Source organism: Martelella sp. K41-7 (assembly GCF_055808365.1).
In genome coordinates this window covers 178,371-193,789 of the sequence record NZ_CM147867.1, presented here as the reverse complement: position 1 = coordinate 193,789, position 15,419 = coordinate 178,371, and the positions used below count along the sequence as shown (strand labels likewise).

Sequence of the window (15,419 nt, the reverse complement as noted above, 5' to 3'; positions counted from 1 at the left end):
AAATGGATTACTCGTGATATCCAATTTGACGATTTAACCAGACCAATTTGAATTCAGAGACGGCAGATCGCGGACAATATCGATCCCTTTGCGCAACGCCTCCGGCGGCGCGCTGCCAAAGCCGAAAACCAGTCCGTTCTTTTCAATCGGCTGAAGGCAATAGCGCGATAGCGGTGCCAGAATAACGCCGCGTTCACGCGCCTGCTCAACGACTAGCTTTGCGTCGATATGCGGCGCGAGATCGGCCGTTGCGTGAAATCCGCTTCTGGTTTCTTGCAACCGCACGGTTTCAGGAAGCGAGGCGGCGGCTTCCTTCAATGCCTCGTAACGGGCCTTGTAGAGCCTGCGCATCAGGCGGATATGGGTGGCAAAATGCCCCTCATCCATGAAATCCGCGACAATCGCCTGCGTGGCGGTCGCCGGGCCACTGGCCCAGGCAGAAAAGGTCTGGTCGAAGGCGTCGATCATGCGTTCGGGTACAAGAATGAAGCCGAGCCTCAACGCCGGGAAAAGCGATTTCGAAAAGGTGCCGACATAAAGCACACGCCCGGAGGTATCCGTGCTGTAAAGCGCCGGCTGCGGTGCATTCTCAAAATAAAACTCGCCATCATAATCATCTTCGATCACAAGTCCCTGCGCCTCTTCAGTCGCGCGCAACAACTCGAACCGCCGCGCCAGAGACATCACATGGCCGAGCGGCTGTTGATGCGTCGGCGTGACGAAGGCCAGCCGGAAATGCGGCGACTTACTCAACCCGTCGGAAACGACCATGCCCTCGTTATCGACATCAACCGGCACCAGTTCAGCACCCTGCGACAGAAAGGCGTTGCGCGCACCCGACGCACCTGGGTTTTCCATCCATACCCGGTCCCCCGGATTGAGCAGCATATGCCCGATCAGCGCAAAGCCGTGCTGTGCGCCGCAAGTAATGAATATCTGATCCTCGTGACAGCGTATCCCCTTCAACGCGCTTAGATGCGTGGCAATCGCACGCCTGAGCGCCCGCATGCCTTTCGGCTCGCCATAGCCCATGACCGTGCTGCGCGCACCGCGTAGCTGCCGCGCGGATATGCGCGCCCAGTTGGTCATTGGAAAGGCATCGAGCGCAGGCAGTGCGGTAATAAACGCACGCGCTTCATGCGGCAGCCAGTTACGCCGCGCGTAAGACGGCTCGGCATGGGTGATGGCATAGGAGAGGCGCGGCCTGTTGCTGTTTTTCGCAGGCGCAGGCTCGCCCTGTGCCGGGCGCTGGGCATCAAGCACATCGCTGACAAAGGTGCCCGCGCCGACCCGTGACACCAGCATGCCTTCGGCAACGAGGCGTTCGATGGAATCAATCACCGTCGTTCGCGAAACACCAAGTTCACGTGCAAGAATGCGCGTTGCAGGCAGACGATCACCGGCCCTCAGACCGCCGGAGAGGATGATGTCGCGCAGCGCCATATAAAGCTGCACGCCGACACCCTTGCGAGAAGAACGGTCGAGCTTGATGTAGGAAAGAAGCGCACCGGCAGAATGTTTCATAAACCGCCATCCTCACGACACGTGATAAAATTGGTCTGGAATAAGTTCCGAAATGGATATGTCTGATACGCCAATTATGCCGCAAATGAGAAGAAGTACAAGTTGACCAGAACAATTGAAGCCTTATGAAACTGACCAAAATCGAAACATTCACTGACGAATTCATCTGCTTTGTCCGCGCCACTGCGGAGGACGGGGCCATCGGCTGGGGACAGGTCGCCCCCTATTTCGCCGATATCACCGCCGAGGTGCTTCACCGGCAGATTGCGCCGCATGTGCTCGGCTTTGATTGCGACGATATTGATGCCATGCTTGACCATGCCCGCGACAGGGAACACAAGTTTCCGGGCGCCTACCTGCGCCGCGCCATGGGCGGTGTCGATACCGCATTATGGGACATGGCAGGCAAACGCACAGAAAAACCGGTTTGCGCGCTGATCGGCGGCACGCCCGGCACGCTCAGGGCCTATGGCTCGTCGATGAAGCGCGACATTACGCCCGCCGATGAAAAGGAACGTTTCCTGCGCCTTCGTGGCGAACATGGCTTCGACGCTTTCAAGTTCCGTATCGGGGCCGAAGTCGGACATAATCAGGACGAGTGGCCGGGCCGCACCGAAGAGATCGTGCCGATGATTGCGGGTGCGCTGGGCAACGAAGCCGCGCTGCTGGTTGACGCCAATTCCTGCTACTCCCCAGCAAAGGCCATCGAAATCGGGCATATGCTTCAGGACAACGGCATCTCCCACTATGAGGAGCCCTGCCCTTATTGGGAATTTGATCAGACCAGGCAGGTCAAGGAAGCGCTCGACATCGACATTACCGGCGGCGAGCAGGACTGCATGATCGAGAACTGGCGGCTGATGATCAACGATCAGGTCGTCGACGTACTGCAGCCTGATATCCTTTACCTGGGCGGCATCTCACGAAGTCTCAGGGTTGCCCGCATGGCTGAAGCTGCCGGCATGCCGGTGACGCCGCACGCCGCCAATCTGTCCATGGTCACGCTGTTTACGATGCATTATCTGCGCGCGATCCCGACCGCCGGCAAATATCTTGAATTTTCGATCGAAGGCCGCGACTACTATCCGTGGCAGGAAGGCCTCTTCCTCAACGATCCATTCCGCCTCGAAGGCGGCAAGGTGACGGTAACCGACGCGCCGGGATGGGGGATCGAAATCAATCCGGAATGGCTGACCAAATCGCACTATCAGGTCAGCGAACTGCAAGACTGAAGGTATAATCATGAACATCGAAGATATTCTCTCCGGGAAAAGGCCGGAAGGTCTGCCCGAGGGCCACTTCATTGATGGTCAGTTCCGCCGCGCATCTGATGCCGAAATGATGGAAAGCTTCGACGCCGGGCGGGGCGAGGCCTTTGCCAGTTTCGTCAACGGCACGGCTGCCGATGTCGATGACGCGGTTGCGAGCGCCCGCAAGGCATTTGTGAATGTCTGGCGCGACATGGCCCCGGCCGAGCGCGGTCGCATTCTGAGCCGCGCGGCAAGCCTGTTACGCGAAGAGGCGGAGCGCTTTGCCATTGTCGAAACGCTCGACTGCGGCAAGACGCTTTCCGAAGCTCGCGGCGACGTTCTGGGTGCCGCCCGCGCCTTTGAATATTACGCCGGCGCTACCGACAAGCTGCAGGGCGCAAGCTTTCCGCTGGCAAAAGGCTATCTCGGCTTCAGCCTGAATGAACCGATGGGCGTTTCCGCGCAAATTATTCCGTGGAACTATCCGATTTCGACTGCAGCGCGCGGCATGGCCCCCGCCCTCGCCGCCGGATGCTGCGTTGTCGCCAAACCGGCAGAGCAGACCCCGTTCACCGCGCTGATGCTCGCCGAACTGCTGTCGCGCGCAGGCCTTCCCGATGGCATCTGCAATGTTATCACCGGAACCGGCGTTGCCGTCGGCGCACCGTTGACAGCGCATCCAGATATCGACCAGATCACATTTACCGGCTCCGTAGTCACCGGCCAGCGGGTGATGCGCACCGCCGCCGAACACGTTACCCGGCTGGTGCTGGAACTTGGCGGGAAATCACCAGTCGTCGTCCTTGGCGATTGCAATCGCGAAGCGGCCATCGATGGTGTTCTCGGCGCGATCTTCGAAAATGCCGGGCAGATCTGTTCGGCAGGCTCGCGGCTGGTGATCGAGCGCTCGATCCATGATGACTTCGTCGCCGAACTTGTTCGCAGGGCTGAAACATTCGGCCTCGGCCACGGGCTCCGCGACCCGGATTTCGGCCCGCTGAATTCCGCCGCACATCTGGCAAAAGTCGCCGGCATCATCGATCAGGCCAGAGCACGCGGTGCAGAAATCCTCACCGGTGGCGAGGTAGCGACCGATCCGGAAACCGGCAAAGGCTGGTTCTACAAACCAACGATCATTGCCGACACGCCGTCCAGTGATGATCTGGTGCAGGAAGAAATCTTCGGCCCCGTACTGACCGTCCAGATTGCAGACAATCCCGAACATGCGCTGCAGCTTGCCAATGACTGCCAGTATGGGCTCGTCGGCGGCATTTACACGCAGGACATCTCCAGGGCCCTGACGCTCGCCCGTGATATCGATGCGGGGCAGATCTTCGTCAACGAGTATTTTGCCGGTGGCGTGGAAGTGCCCTTTGGCGGCAACAAGATGTCCGGCTTCGGTCGTGAAAAAGGCCTCGAGGGCATGCTCTCCTACTGCAAGAGCAAGAACATCGCGATCAAGTTATAGCTCGTCCCCCAGATGCTGGCAGCCTCCATAGAGATTGCATAGCAACCCCAGGCGCAAACACGAGCGTAACCGCATGGTATATCCTTTCGAGGTCGGAGGGAGTCTGATAGAGATTTCGGACAGCACCGGAGGGGTTGTCGTCGCAGGATCGGCGATCCTGGCAATGCAGTCACGCACAGCCATTGTCGGCTTGAGCGACGATCAGCAAAAGTGCTGGTATGCCTGCCCTTGGGAGAAGAGGCAGACAGCGGATGTCATGCTTGGCCAGCTGCCGTTGCGTGTTTGGAATCTGCGATTTATCGCACGAACGCTCACCAACATAGCCGGAAAACCGGTTGTCACTCAGAGCACGCGGCGCAGGCCTGCCTGGACATGAAGCCGTTTCGGCAGGAACGTGTCGGCTAGTGTATCCACGCCTGCGGCCGTTGCGGCCATGCCGGTGTTGAGCGCGGCGACGGTTCTACCGCGTTTACCGATCAGCGGCACAGCGATGGAATGGAGACCGGCTTCGACCTCTTGGTCGAAAATGGCTAAACCGTCTTCACGCGCCTGGTCGACACACCCGAGGATCTCCGCCGGGTCGGTCACGGAAAAGGAGGTGCGCGGTGTGAGGTCGGATTTTTCGATCAGGGCGATCGCCTGTTCGCGGGGCCGTGAAGCCAGCAGGATGCGCCCCATAGAGGTGCAAAAGGCAGGCAGGCGCGTGCCGGGCATGCGGCCGATCAACATGACACGCTTCTGCGCCGCGCGGGCGGCATAGACGATTTCGGTTTGATCCAGAAGCGCCACCGAACAGCTTTCACCAATCTGCTCGGAAAGCTGATCGAGCCACCGCTGGACCAGTTGCGGCAGCGGCAGAGAGGCCAGCCCCGAGGCGCCGGATCTGCGGCGTCAGCGTGAAGTATTTCCCATCATAATCGGCATATCCCTCGCGGGTCAGCGTCAGCAGAACGCGCCGTGCCGTGGCGCGGCCTGGGTGATGGAAAGACGATCGCGCAAGTCGCAGAACTCGGCACGCCCGGTTCGATCGATCCCAACCAGGCGATGCAGGCTGCAAGTTTCTCTGCATCGAAAGCTTCGAGTTGATGCGGCTGCGCTCAGCCGCCGGTTTCCTGATCTCAGAGAGCCTGCTCCCCGGCCAGCTGCGTGAATACATCGACGGAACCCATCTGGCCGCCCTTCAGCGCCACTTCGAGCCCGTCGAGTTCATTGTCGGCTGCAAGTCGGAAGAGCGATGTACCAGGTGTGTTGCCCGGATAAAGCGCAGTAACGGCCAACCCGCCCAGGGCGGTCATGATCCGCCCGGAGGTATCGCCTCCGGCAATCACGGCACGGGTGAGCCCGGTTTTAGCCAGCACACAGCGCGCCACTTGCCCAAGCGCCTCGCCCAGATGTTCCTGCGCCTTTGCGGGGGCATGGCCCTGCCGACGGACAAGTTCGCCGAATGCTGCAACCGCGGGGTCATCCGGCCCGGTGGCGCTGAAGATGATCGGCATCCGTCCCCGGTTGAGAATGGCCTTGGCGCTCGCGGTGGCCCGTTGTGATGCGGCCTCGGCCGATCCCGGCAGCAGCTCGTCCGGACGAGATGCGGATGCCCTCAAAACCATGGGCAAGCGCATGGTCGATCTGCGCTGCCGTTGTCGGCGACACCGAGCCTGAAATGACCACCGTCGGACGCGGCTCGGGTCGTGGCGGCGCAGGCGGGGAGGCAAGCATGCCTTTTTTCGGAAATGGGCGACAAGAGCGACCTGAACCCCTTGCGAGCCGATCACGAATCGCCGTTTCCCGCGTTCGCTCCAGATCGCAGCGCCTGTTCTTTCCATATCGGCGGCATTATAGGCATCGAGACAGATGATGCCGTCGATTTCCGGTCGTGTCGTCGCCGAATGAGCGCTGACGGTCTGCAGCATGGTCTGGGCAGCCAGATGGCGTGCGACATCGGCCTCATGCATAGGGGTCACTGGATGGCGGGTCATCACCGGGTGCCGATCGAGACGGTGGACGGCGCCATCAGGGCCGGTCGCGAACAGATTGCCGAAAACCTGATAGCGCCCCATGGAAGGGCAGGCGATAAGGCAATCGACCGACGATTGCGAAAACGCCGTCAGCCCCAACTCGGCGGCGTGGCCGATGGAGCCGACTCCAGGGGCTGAATCGAGCGTCGAACAGGCCTTGTAGGCCACAATCTCGGCGCCCGTAGCCGCGAGCCAGCGATAGGTCGTCGGCAGGTTGGTGTCCATCCATTCGGGCGATTGCGCCCGTGCCGTGCCGGCAAGTCCGATGACGTCGAGCCCTTCGAAGCGAAGCATCTCATCCGCCGTCGGCATCTTGAGAAAGGCCGCGCCGTAAAGCCCGGCGAAGGCGAAGATTTCCAGAACGGCGAGGGTGCCAGTGAAGTCATCGCCATACCAGGCGCAGACCGGCCTGCCATTCGTGAATGCTGTCACGTTACTGCCTCCCAGGCCGCCCGCATTTCGGCCACCCCCGCGGCAGGTCCTCCGGGGTGGCCGAGAATGCCGCCGCCTGCGGCGTGAATCAGATCGTCCGCGCCGAGCGCGCGATAGGTCTCGGGCACCTGTTTCGGCGTCTGGCCCGAGGAAAATACCGGCATGATGATTGCCGGTTTTGAGGCGCCAAGCGGTTCGAGGCAGGAGCGGGCCGAGCGGATCACACTCTCATTGCTCTCGCAGAACTTGTTGTCGAGGCCATTCACATGGATATGGTCTGCTCCGGCAAGCCTCCAGAGTTTCGACCATGCCGGAAACGACCAGCCGAGCATCGGATGGCGGCTCAGCGCGCCCCAGCCGGCACGGTGGGCGTGAACCGGCAACGGACTGTCGCGCGAAATCGCCATGAAACCTGAAAGCCCTACAGCATTGAGCGACATCATTATACAGGTACCACCGGCATTGAGCACATGGTCGCGCCGCCGCTTCATATCGTCCAATTCACCAGTGATGTTGAAAGCAAACATCGGCAGTTTTCCGGTGCGCTCGGCATGCCGCTTCAGTCGCCTCATCACGGCATCCACGCGCTCATCGAAGGGACAGGCGGGGCTGTCGGCCTGCAATTCATCGTCCTTGATGAAATCGAGCCCGGCCTCGGCCATGGTTTCGGCAAGGTCGGCCGTCTGTTCGGGGGGCAGGCCGACAGACGGCTTGACGATCGTACCGATTAATGGCCGGCCATGCACGCCGGAAAGCCGGCGCGTTCCCTCGATGCCGAAACGCGGTCCCGGTCCGGCTGCGAGAAAAGCCTCCGGCAGGCGGATGTCATCAAGTCTCAGGCCGGAGAAATCCTTCAGTTCAAACAGATTGCCGCCAATCACGATTGAGAGATGCGGCACGGAAAGCCCGACGGTTGCCATTGGCCAGGACAGCGTCACGCGCGCGCGCCGGATCGGCGCGCCTTGGCGCGCGCCCGGCAGCGAGGGTTCGGCGACGGTTTCGAGGATTTCCAGGTTTTCAACCCGTGCTCCGGCGCGTTCCAGCAATTCCGGGGTCTCGCCGGGGACCTTCGTGAAGGTGCCGGAGGATTGCTCGCCAGCCATGGTGGTGGCGACCTTTTCCGGTTCGCCCGCCGTTTCGATGATGTAATCGGCTTCGATACGGTCGTTCAAAGCGTATCTCCCTTGTCGATATGAATGGTCGAACCGCTTGCGGCCGAGTCATAGGCCGAAAGCGCCAGCGCCAGCGTCATGAGGTTGTCGGCGCCGGAAGGCTGCGCGGCTGCCCGGCCTGCCATCACCTCGATCACGTGCGTTTGAAAACGGATGACGCTGTCCTGGACGAGAATGCCACGGGGCCTCGCCCCAGGCCGGAATTGCGGGCGCTTCATAAAATACCTGCCGCCCGTCCTTTGTGTGCAACGTCAGTTGACCGTCTGCTGCCAGCGCCAGCGTTCCCGTATCGCCCTCGATCCAGGCGAGTGTGCGCGGAAACGGATCGGGATCGATCACCGAGCGGAACGAGCAGTCGCAGATGGTTGTGGTCCCGGTCTCGTGAACCAGCATGGCGGTGAAGGCGTCCTCGCCGCGCACCTTCGGATTGAGACGCTGGCTGTTGCAGGAAATCCGCGTGACATCGCCCATGAAATGGCGCGCGAGATCGAACAGATGAAGCCCCACATCCATGATCGTGAAGCGCTCGATTTCGGCGAGATAAGGCTGGTTGACGTAGTTGTCGAAGCCGTGACGGAAGGAAAAACGGGCGAATTGCAACGCGCCTATTCGGCCCTCATCGACCATTTTCTTTAGCGTTACGAACGGTTTCTGCCAGCGGAAATTTTCGTGGATGATCAGCGTCGCCCCTGCCGCGCGGGCAACCTTGACCATCGCCTGCCCGTCTTCCAGCGCCTCGGCAAACGGCTTCTGGCAGATCACTGTCTGCGCATGCTGCACGGCCTGCGATACCAGCGGGCGATGAGAAGGCGCGGTGGTGGCGATATCAACGAAATCGAGTTTTTCGCCCGCAAACAGAGCCTCCGCATCGTCATAAACGGCGGCGATGCCGAATTCCTTTGCAGCCTGCTCGGCGCGGCCGCGGTCTCGGTCGCAGACAGCAACAAGTTCGGCCTCTTCAAGTCCGCGCCAGGCATGCAGGTGGTTTCGGGCAAAGAAGCCGCAACCGATCAATGCCCCTTTGAAAGATGCCATCATTTATCCTCCGTGTATGTAACGCGCCTCGCCGCCGGATCGACATGCAGCCTGCCAACGGGCCCGCAGAGCGTCATTGCGCCATCGTCATGCCGGACAAGCTCCATCGCAGCGCCCGCAAAGCGGGAAAGGGCCTCGATCAGATCGGCAAGCGGGGTTGGCTTGCCGTTTGCATCATGGAGGCCAAGCGGACCGCGCGGAGCCGCAAGCGCCATCGCCTCGATACCGCAAGCTGCCGCCAGCAGCACCGCACAGGCGGCAAAGGCCGCACCTTCCCCGGTAAAGTGGCGGCCGTCGAAGCCAGCCATGGCTTTAGGGCGGCCATCCATATTGTCGGCCAGACCCGCGCCATACGGGTTTGATCGCATCGGGATCGCCACCAGTCCGAGTCGCTGGGGCCGCTTGCCGGCATGTACCTTTGCCGAGGCGAAAATGTCGGGCAATGCTTCCAATGTCTGGAAGACACTTGCCGTATCCGCCGCATGAACGATCGCGGATGTGCCATAGGTCACGTAGTCGCCTAGCCCTTGGGGCGGCGGGCATCGATTCAACTCGGTGAACAGAGTCAGCATCCCGACCCCAACCCGCGCCTGCGGAAAGGCCCTTGCCGCCGCATTGACGGCGTCTTCCGGCGTGGGGGGATCCGGCCACGGCCCCTCCGGCTGATAGCTCTTGAGATAGGCGACCGGCAAAGCGATGACATGACGGGGGGCCAGTCCGAGACGCGAGAGCCGTTCAGCAAAGGCGGCGAGTTCCGCTTCCGGATCATTCCCGGTGACATATTCAAGATCGAAGGGCGTATCGCCCGACAGCTCGGCGAAGGCGGAAAGCGCCTCGTCGGAAAACGGGTTGTCCGGTCCCTCGCGCAGCAACCAGCCCGAAGGTCGGACCGGTGGCATCGCAATGGCGCCGGGCTCGGCGATCAGCAGCAATTCGGGTAGTCTGACAGCCTGCGATGCGGGCGGTGCGGATGGCGCGGCGGTGTTTGTCGTATCGCGCGAAAGCATAATTGTGACTTCCTGCTCGATCCGCTCGCCAGCCTCAAGCCGCATCGGAACCGGCAGGGAGAGCGGCCGACAGTAGGTCTTGTAGCTGGCGTCGCTCCAGTTGCGCTGGTCCTCCATCTCGAAGACCTCGCCGGAAAACCGGTAGCTGCAGGTAATCGCGCCGATCCTGTGTTCCATGGCGGCAATGTCGCGCGCGGGTTGGGCAGGCGCGATCAGCGCCGGAAAACGGGTAGCGGTCTCGCGGCCATCGGGATGTTTCAGGTGAAGCGGCGCCCCCTTTGGCCTGCGAGCGGATGCAGAAGGCAGAAGCCGGCACGGTTGGCCGCAAAGCCGCGCTCGGCTTGCAGCGAGAAGCGGGCGGTGACCGAGAAGCCATTGCCGTCGCTTTCGAGCCGGATCATCATTTCCTGCCGGGCTTCGCCCTCCGCAAGCCTGGCGGTGCGGGTGTAAAGCCATCCATCCCCCGTTTTCACGAGGTTGGTGGCGATCCCATCTTCCTTCATGGTGCCCCAGGAAGGATCACGGATCGGCGCGCTCAGCCCGCGCAGAATTTCAACGCCGTCGAGCACCAGCGACGTCAGTCCGTTTTCGCTGAAAACGGCGCTCAGATTGCCGTTGTCGTGCTGAATTTCAATGTCCTTCATGATGCGGAACGTTTCCTCAAATCTCGTTTCGGCGCAGCCTGACCGACTTTTTTGTTGCATTACTGGCATACTGGTATAATAACAATATAACTGCAAGCCCGATTTCGGGTTACGCAGTTCATCATTGCGAAAGGGGAGGAAAGCATGAAGAAATTTATATTGGCCGCAAGCGTTGCGGCTGCGAGCGTTCTGGCCGGCAGCGGGGCCTTTGCAGCAGATGGCAAAAGCATATGTTTCGCCTATCAGACCCTTGAGACCGAATTCTGGGTGGCCGGTCACAAGGCGATAACAAAATCGCTGGCCGACAAAGGCATTGACGTCATCGAGGTCAACGCCAACGAGGATGCAAACCGTCAGCTGGAACAGGTGCGTGATTGCATTACACAGGGTGTCGAGGGCATCATCATCATTCCGCAAGACGGCGAAAGCGTTATCAAAATGATCGCCGAAGCCAACGAGGCCGGCGTTCCCGTTGCTGTCTTCAATCGTCCGCCGAACCCCTCCAACCCGAACGATGCGATCGTCGTGGTTGCCGACAATGTCGCGATCGCTGAGGCCGCCGTCGAACATCTGACCAAGGAAGCGCGCGCGCTCGATCTTGACCGTAAGGTGCAGCCTTTGATCATGGTGGGCGCCCTTGCCGATACCAATGCGATCGGTCGCCGCGAGGGCTTCTTCAATGTCATCAACGCCAATCCCGACCTTTACGCCGAACCGATCGAAGTGCCGACCGAGTGGGACGCAACGGTGGCGCTCGCCAATCTCGAAAGCGCGATGCAGGCCAATCCGGATGTCGACGTAATTTTCACTTCGTCCGACTTCCTTTTCCCACAGATTCGCGCTGTCTTGCTGCAGCAGGGGCGCTGGACGCCTTCGGGCAAGGAGGGGCACATGATCCTCGGCGGTCTGGACGGCGACGTCACGGCCTGCAACCTGATCCGCGAGGGGTATGTGGATTCCACCGGCGTACAGGATCTCTTCTTCGAAGCAGATTCAACCGTGGAGGCGCTGCTTGCCGCGATCGAGTCCGGCGACAATACGCCGAACCAGATGATCAACGACAAAGGCTTTGCCTTGACCCAGGATAATGAGCCCGAGCGCCACGCTGATATGTGGGGCTGTGTCCTGGCCGACCAGTAACAAGAGATAGGCGGAGTGCCGACGTTTGAGGAAAGCGGCGCTCCGAACTGGCAATATGCATCTGAATGCCGGGGCGGGAACGATCCGGCCTGGCGATGTGTAGCGCAGGTGGCTTTCGCCATCCGCCGCCTTAAACTGGAGGAGACCCCATGCCCAACCAGACCGCCTCTTCCGGCGGCAAAAGCAGCAACGCCGGGTTTGTCAATGCGGTGCTGAAGTCACAGCATTTCGTGCTCTACGTGACGCTGGCATTCTTTGTTTTGCTGATTCCCTTCATCCCCAGCGTTGCCACGGCCGGCAATCTCTCCAACCTTCTTTCCAATGTCTGGCCGCTGCTGGTCATCGCGATCGGACAGACCTATGTCATGATCGTCGGCGGCATCGATCTCAGCCAGATCGCCGTAATCGCGGTGACCAGCGTGATTGGGGCTGCGGTGATGACGCTCGGCGTCGATCCGCGCATCTTCGAGGGCACGGTGCTTTGGGGAACAATCATCGGGCCTGACGGCGGAATTCTTTCCGGCCATATATGGTCGATGCCCGCAGCCGTGATCGTGATGCTGGTTGTTGGCGGCGCGATCGGCGCGCTGACCGGTTTTCTGATCGCGAGATTCTCCATACCGGCCTTCATGATGTCGCTGATTGCCCTGCTGTTTTTCTCCGCCTTTGCGGTATGGCTGACCCATTCCGAAAACGTCACAAACCTGCCAAGCTCCTTCAGTGTAATTGCCGAGCGCGGCTATGGCGGCTTCCTGTCGTGGTCGGCGCTGATCGCGATTGCGGTGGCCATCATCGCCCATATCGGCCTGTCGCGCACCATTTTTGGCCGTTGGGTCTACGCCACCGGCATGAATCCCGGCGCCTCGACGATTTCCGGCGTGCCGGTGCGCCGCGTCATCATCCTGAGCTTCTTGGTTTCCGGTGTCTGCGCGGCGATTGGCTCGGTGCTCTATTCGGCCAGGCTCGAAATGGGCCGCCCCGCTTTCGGCGATAATATGAACCTTTTGCTGGACGTCGTCGGCGCCACGGTCATCGGCGGAACAAGCCTTTTCGGCGGGTCGGGCAAGATACTGTGGACCGTATACGGCGTTCTTTTGTTCACGCTGCTTTCGAACGCGCTCAACCTGATGAACCTGTCATTTTTCGCGGTCTTCATCGTTAAGGGCGGCGTTATTCTATTGGCGGCCTATCTCGATGTCTGGCGGCGGGAGGCGGCGCTCAAATGAACACGGTAGCACGCGAACCGCTTCTGGAATTCAAGGGCCTGGGCAAGAGCTTCTTCGGCGTGCAGGTGGTCAAGGGCGTCGACCTTGCTCTTGCCCCTGGCGAAATCCTGTGCCTTGTCGGCGAAAACGGAGCCGGCAAATCGACCATGATGAACATGCTGGGCGGGGTGCATATTCCCGATGAGGGGAAAATGCTGCTGGCTGGCGAACCCTATACGCCGGAAAAGCCCGCGGATGCGAGCGCTGCTGGCATCGCCTTCATTCATCAGGAGCTGAACCTGTTCGGCAATCTTTCCATCGCCGAGAACATATTGCTGAACCGGTTGCCGCATACCGGCAAGCTGCCGATCGTCAACCGCCGGCGGATGCGGCGCGAGGCGGAAGAGGCAATGCGTCAGGTCGGGCTCGATCTTTCCCCAGATACAACGGTCGATACGCTCGCGCCGGGCGAGAAGCAGCTTGTCGAGATTGCCAAGGCGCTGGCGCTTGATGCCCGAGATCATTATTCTCGACGAGCCCACGACATCGCTGACGACCCGCGAAACCGAGGTGCTCTTCGCGCTCTTGAAACGGCTGCGCGCCGAAGGTCGGTCGATGATCTATATCAGCCATGTGCTGGCCGACGTCATGGCGCTTGCCGACCAGATCCTTGTTCTACGCGACGGAAGTCGTGTCGATGGCGGGCCTACGGGCGAATTCGATATAGACCGCATGATCCTCAGCATGGTCGGCCGCTCGCTGGAGCAGCTGTTTCCCGAGCGCCACGCCGCAATCGGCGCGCCGGTGCTCGAGGTTGCAAGTCTTGGCCAACCCGGCGTTATTCGCGACATTTCCTTCTCGCTGAAACGGGGCGAGGTGTTGGGCTTTTTCGGCCTGATGGGCGCCGGGCGCTCCGAAATGGCGCGCGTTCTCTTCGGTCTGGATCCGCACAGCAGCGGTCACATCAGACTGAACGACGTGGAATTGCCGGATGAAGGCGCGCGCGAGCGGGTGGCGCGTGGTATGGCATTCGTCACCGAGGACCGCCGTCATGAAGGCTTGCTGATGGACAGCTCCATCCGCGACAACATGGCACTTGCAAGCCTCGGCCGGTTTGCAGGCGCCGGCGGCATGGTGAAGGCCGACGCGCTGTCCGATGAAATCGGCGACATGTCGTCCAGATTGCGGCTGCGCACTGGCGATCCCACACTTTCCATTCCGGTTCACAGCCTCTCGGGCGGCAATCAGCAGAAGGTCGTGATCGGCAAATGGGTAATGAACAGGCCCGAGGTGCTGATCATGGATGAGCCGACGCGCGGGATTGATGTCGGCGCAAAATACGAGGTGTTCACGATCATGAACCAGCTCGCGGAAGAGGGTGTCGGCATCCTCTATATCTCCTCCGAACTTGATGAGCTGATCGGCGTTGCCGACCGCATTCTCGTGATGCATCAAGGCATGCTGAACTCGAGCTTCGAACGCGGTCAATTCGACCGCCAGGCCATCCTTTCGGCAGCCTTCGGCGGGAGGACAGTCGCATGAACCTGCATCGGATCACCAATTTCGCGCTTGCCCATGCGCCGGCACTACTGTTCATCGTCATCTTTATGGTGTTCGGGGCGCTGTCCGACCGGTTCCTGCAATTCCAGAGTTTCGAGAACATCGTCAAGCAGGCAAGCTTCATCGGCATTGTCGCGATCGGCATGACCTTCGTAATGCTGACCGGCGGCATTGATCTCTCGGTCGGCACCAACATGTATCTGTCCTCGGTGATTGCCGGCCTTCTGATGCGCGATTTCGGCGTTTCGCCCGCCATCGCCGCCATCGGGGCGATGGCCACCGGGTTTGTCTTCGGCGGCATCAACGCCTTTTTTATCGTCAGGCTCCGAATGGTTCCCTTCATTGTCACGCTCGGCATGCTGGTCGCCGGGCGCGGCGTCGGCCTTCTGCTCACCCAATCCCGTGGCGTGATCTTGCCCAATGATCTCCTGAGCTTCGGCGCGGGCCGCACCTTCGGCCTGCCGAACCCGATCATCGTGTTTCTGTTGGTTGCTGTGCTTGGTCATATCGTGCTGACCAGAACGCGTGTCGGACGTCATATCTATGCCGTGGGCAACGATATCAAGGCGGCGACGCGCGCCGGGATCGCGGTGGGGCGCACGCTCGTTTCGGCCTATCTTGTCTGCGGCGTATGCGCGGCTCTTGGCGGCTTCATTTCGGTGTCACAGCTTGGCATCGTCAATGCCGGCTTCGGCGAATTTTCCGAGCTTTATGCCATCGCGGCCGCGGTGCTGGGCGGCGCGAGCCTGTTCGGCGGGGTCGGCACCGTACTGCCGGGAACGGTGCTCGGCGCGGTGCTGATCCAGATGGTGCAATCCGGCCTCGTTTTTCTGCGGGTAGACATCTATCTTCAGCCGCTGATCCAGTCAGCGATCATCCTACTTGCGGTTGTCATAGATTCCGTGCGCAACCGGATGATCACCCTCAGAAGCCGGCGCAAGATCCGCGTTGACGAGGAATAGTGCCG

Annotated in this window: 12 protein-coding genes and 2 pseudogenes; 7 read left to right on the top strand and 7 right to left on the bottom strand. The window is 60.7% G+C overall.

The window, feature by feature from the left end; translation table 11 throughout:
• Positions 1-33 precede the first annotated feature (33 nt).
• On the bottom strand, positions 34-1,524 hold the full coding sequence (gene pdxR / locus AC0L7L_RS00935; protein ID WP_473511257.1) for a MocR-like pyridoxine biosynthesis transcription factor PdxR: 1,491 nt from the start codon (positions 1,522-1,524) through the stop codon (positions 34-36).
• A gap of 125 nt (positions 1,525-1,649) precedes the next feature.
• Between pdxR and AC0L7L_RS00930 the strand changes: the two genes are divergently transcribed.
• Positions 1,650-2,756, top strand: coding sequence for a mandelate racemase/muconate lactonizing enzyme family protein (locus tag AC0L7L_RS00930; protein WP_473511255.1), 1,107 nt, complete (start codon positions 1,650-1,652; stop codon positions 2,754-2,756).
• A gap of 10 nt (positions 2,757-2,766) precedes the next feature.
• Positions 2,767-4,242 (top strand): aldehyde dehydrogenase family protein, encoded by a 1,476-nt coding sequence (locus AC0L7L_RS00925; protein ID WP_272209763.1) that lies wholly within the window; start codon positions 2,767-2,769, stop codon positions 4,240-4,242.
• 342 nt (positions 4,243-4,584) lie between these two features.
• Here AC0L7L_RS00925 and AC0L7L_RS00920 read toward each other — a convergent pair whose 3' ends face one another.
• The 6 genes and pseudogenes from AC0L7L_RS00920 to AC0L7L_RS00895 form a co-directional block, all read right to left on the bottom strand.
• A complete protein-coding gene (locus AC0L7L_RS00920) occupies positions 4,585-5,049 on the bottom strand; it encodes an IclR family transcriptional regulator domain-containing protein (protein WP_473513707.1) in 465 nt (154 codons plus the stop codon).
• A gap of 311 nt (positions 5,050-5,360) precedes the next feature.
• Entirely contained in the window at positions 5,361-6,689 is a 1,329-nt protein-coding gene (locus AC0L7L_RS00915; protein WP_473511253.1) for a four-carbon acid sugar kinase family protein, read from the bottom strand.
• Complete coding sequence (locus AC0L7L_RS00910; RefSeq protein ID WP_473511251.1) at positions 6,686-7,861, bottom strand: RuBisCO large subunit C-terminal-like domain-containing protein; 1,176 nt, start codon at positions 7,859-7,861, stop codon at positions 6,686-6,688. Before AC0L7L_RS00910 ends, AC0L7L_RS00915 begins: the two co-directional genes overlap by 4 nt.
• A 48-nt stretch (positions 7,862-7,909) precedes the next feature.
• Entirely contained in the window at positions 7,910-8,896 is a 987-nt protein-coding gene (locus AC0L7L_RS00905; protein WP_473511249.1) for a Gfo/Idh/MocA family protein, read from the bottom strand.
• Positions 8,896-9,795, bottom strand: coding sequence for a D-apionate lactonase family protein (locus tag AC0L7L_RS00900; RefSeq protein ID WP_473513705.1), 900 nt, complete (start codon positions 9,793-9,795; stop codon positions 8,896-8,898). The genes AC0L7L_RS00905 and AC0L7L_RS00900 overlap by 1 nt, the downstream gene beginning before the upstream one ends.
• A 159-nt stretch (positions 9,796-9,954) precedes the next feature.
• A pseudogene (locus tag AC0L7L_RS00895) lies at positions 9,955-10,547 on the bottom strand (D-apionate lactonase family protein); the annotation flags it as partial.
• A 144-nt stretch (positions 10,548-10,691) separates the two neighbouring features.
• Here AC0L7L_RS00895 and AC0L7L_RS00890 point away from each other — a divergent pair.
• The 5 genes and pseudogenes from AC0L7L_RS00890 to AC0L7L_RS00870 all read left to right on the top strand — a co-directional run bounded on the left by AC0L7L_RS00890 (position 10,692) and on the right by AC0L7L_RS00870 (position 15,414).
• On the top strand, positions 10,692-11,687 hold the full coding sequence (locus tag AC0L7L_RS00890; RefSeq protein WP_473511247.1) for a sugar ABC transporter substrate-binding protein: 996 nt from the start codon (positions 10,692-10,694) through the stop codon (positions 11,685-11,687).
• 149 nt (positions 11,688-11,836) lie between these two features.
• Positions 11,837-12,913: an ABC transporter permease gene (locus tag AC0L7L_RS00885; protein ID WP_473511245.1), complete on the top strand. Its 1,077-nt coding sequence runs from the start codon at positions 11,837-11,839 to the stop codon at positions 12,911-12,913.
• Positions 12,910-13,347, top strand: a pseudogene (locus AC0L7L_RS00880) (ATP-binding cassette domain-containing protein); the annotation flags it as partial. The gene AC0L7L_RS00885 and the pseudogene AC0L7L_RS00880, both read left to right, overlap by 4 nt.
• A gap of 55 nt (positions 13,348-13,402) precedes the next feature.
• The gene (locus AC0L7L_RS00875; RefSeq protein WP_473511243.1) at positions 13,403-14,434 is read left to right on the top strand and encodes a sugar ABC transporter ATP-binding protein; all 1,032 of its coding nucleotides are present in this window, start codon (positions 13,403-13,405) and stop codon (positions 14,432-14,434) included.
• Positions 14,431-15,414 carry an ABC transporter permease gene (locus AC0L7L_RS00870; RefSeq protein WP_272209748.1) on the top strand — a complete coding sequence of 328 codons (984 nt, stop codon included), beginning with the start codon at positions 14,431-14,433 and terminating at the stop codon, positions 15,412-15,414. The genes AC0L7L_RS00875 and AC0L7L_RS00870 overlap by 4 nt, the downstream gene beginning before the upstream one ends.
• Positions 15,415-15,419 lie beyond the last annotated feature (5 nt).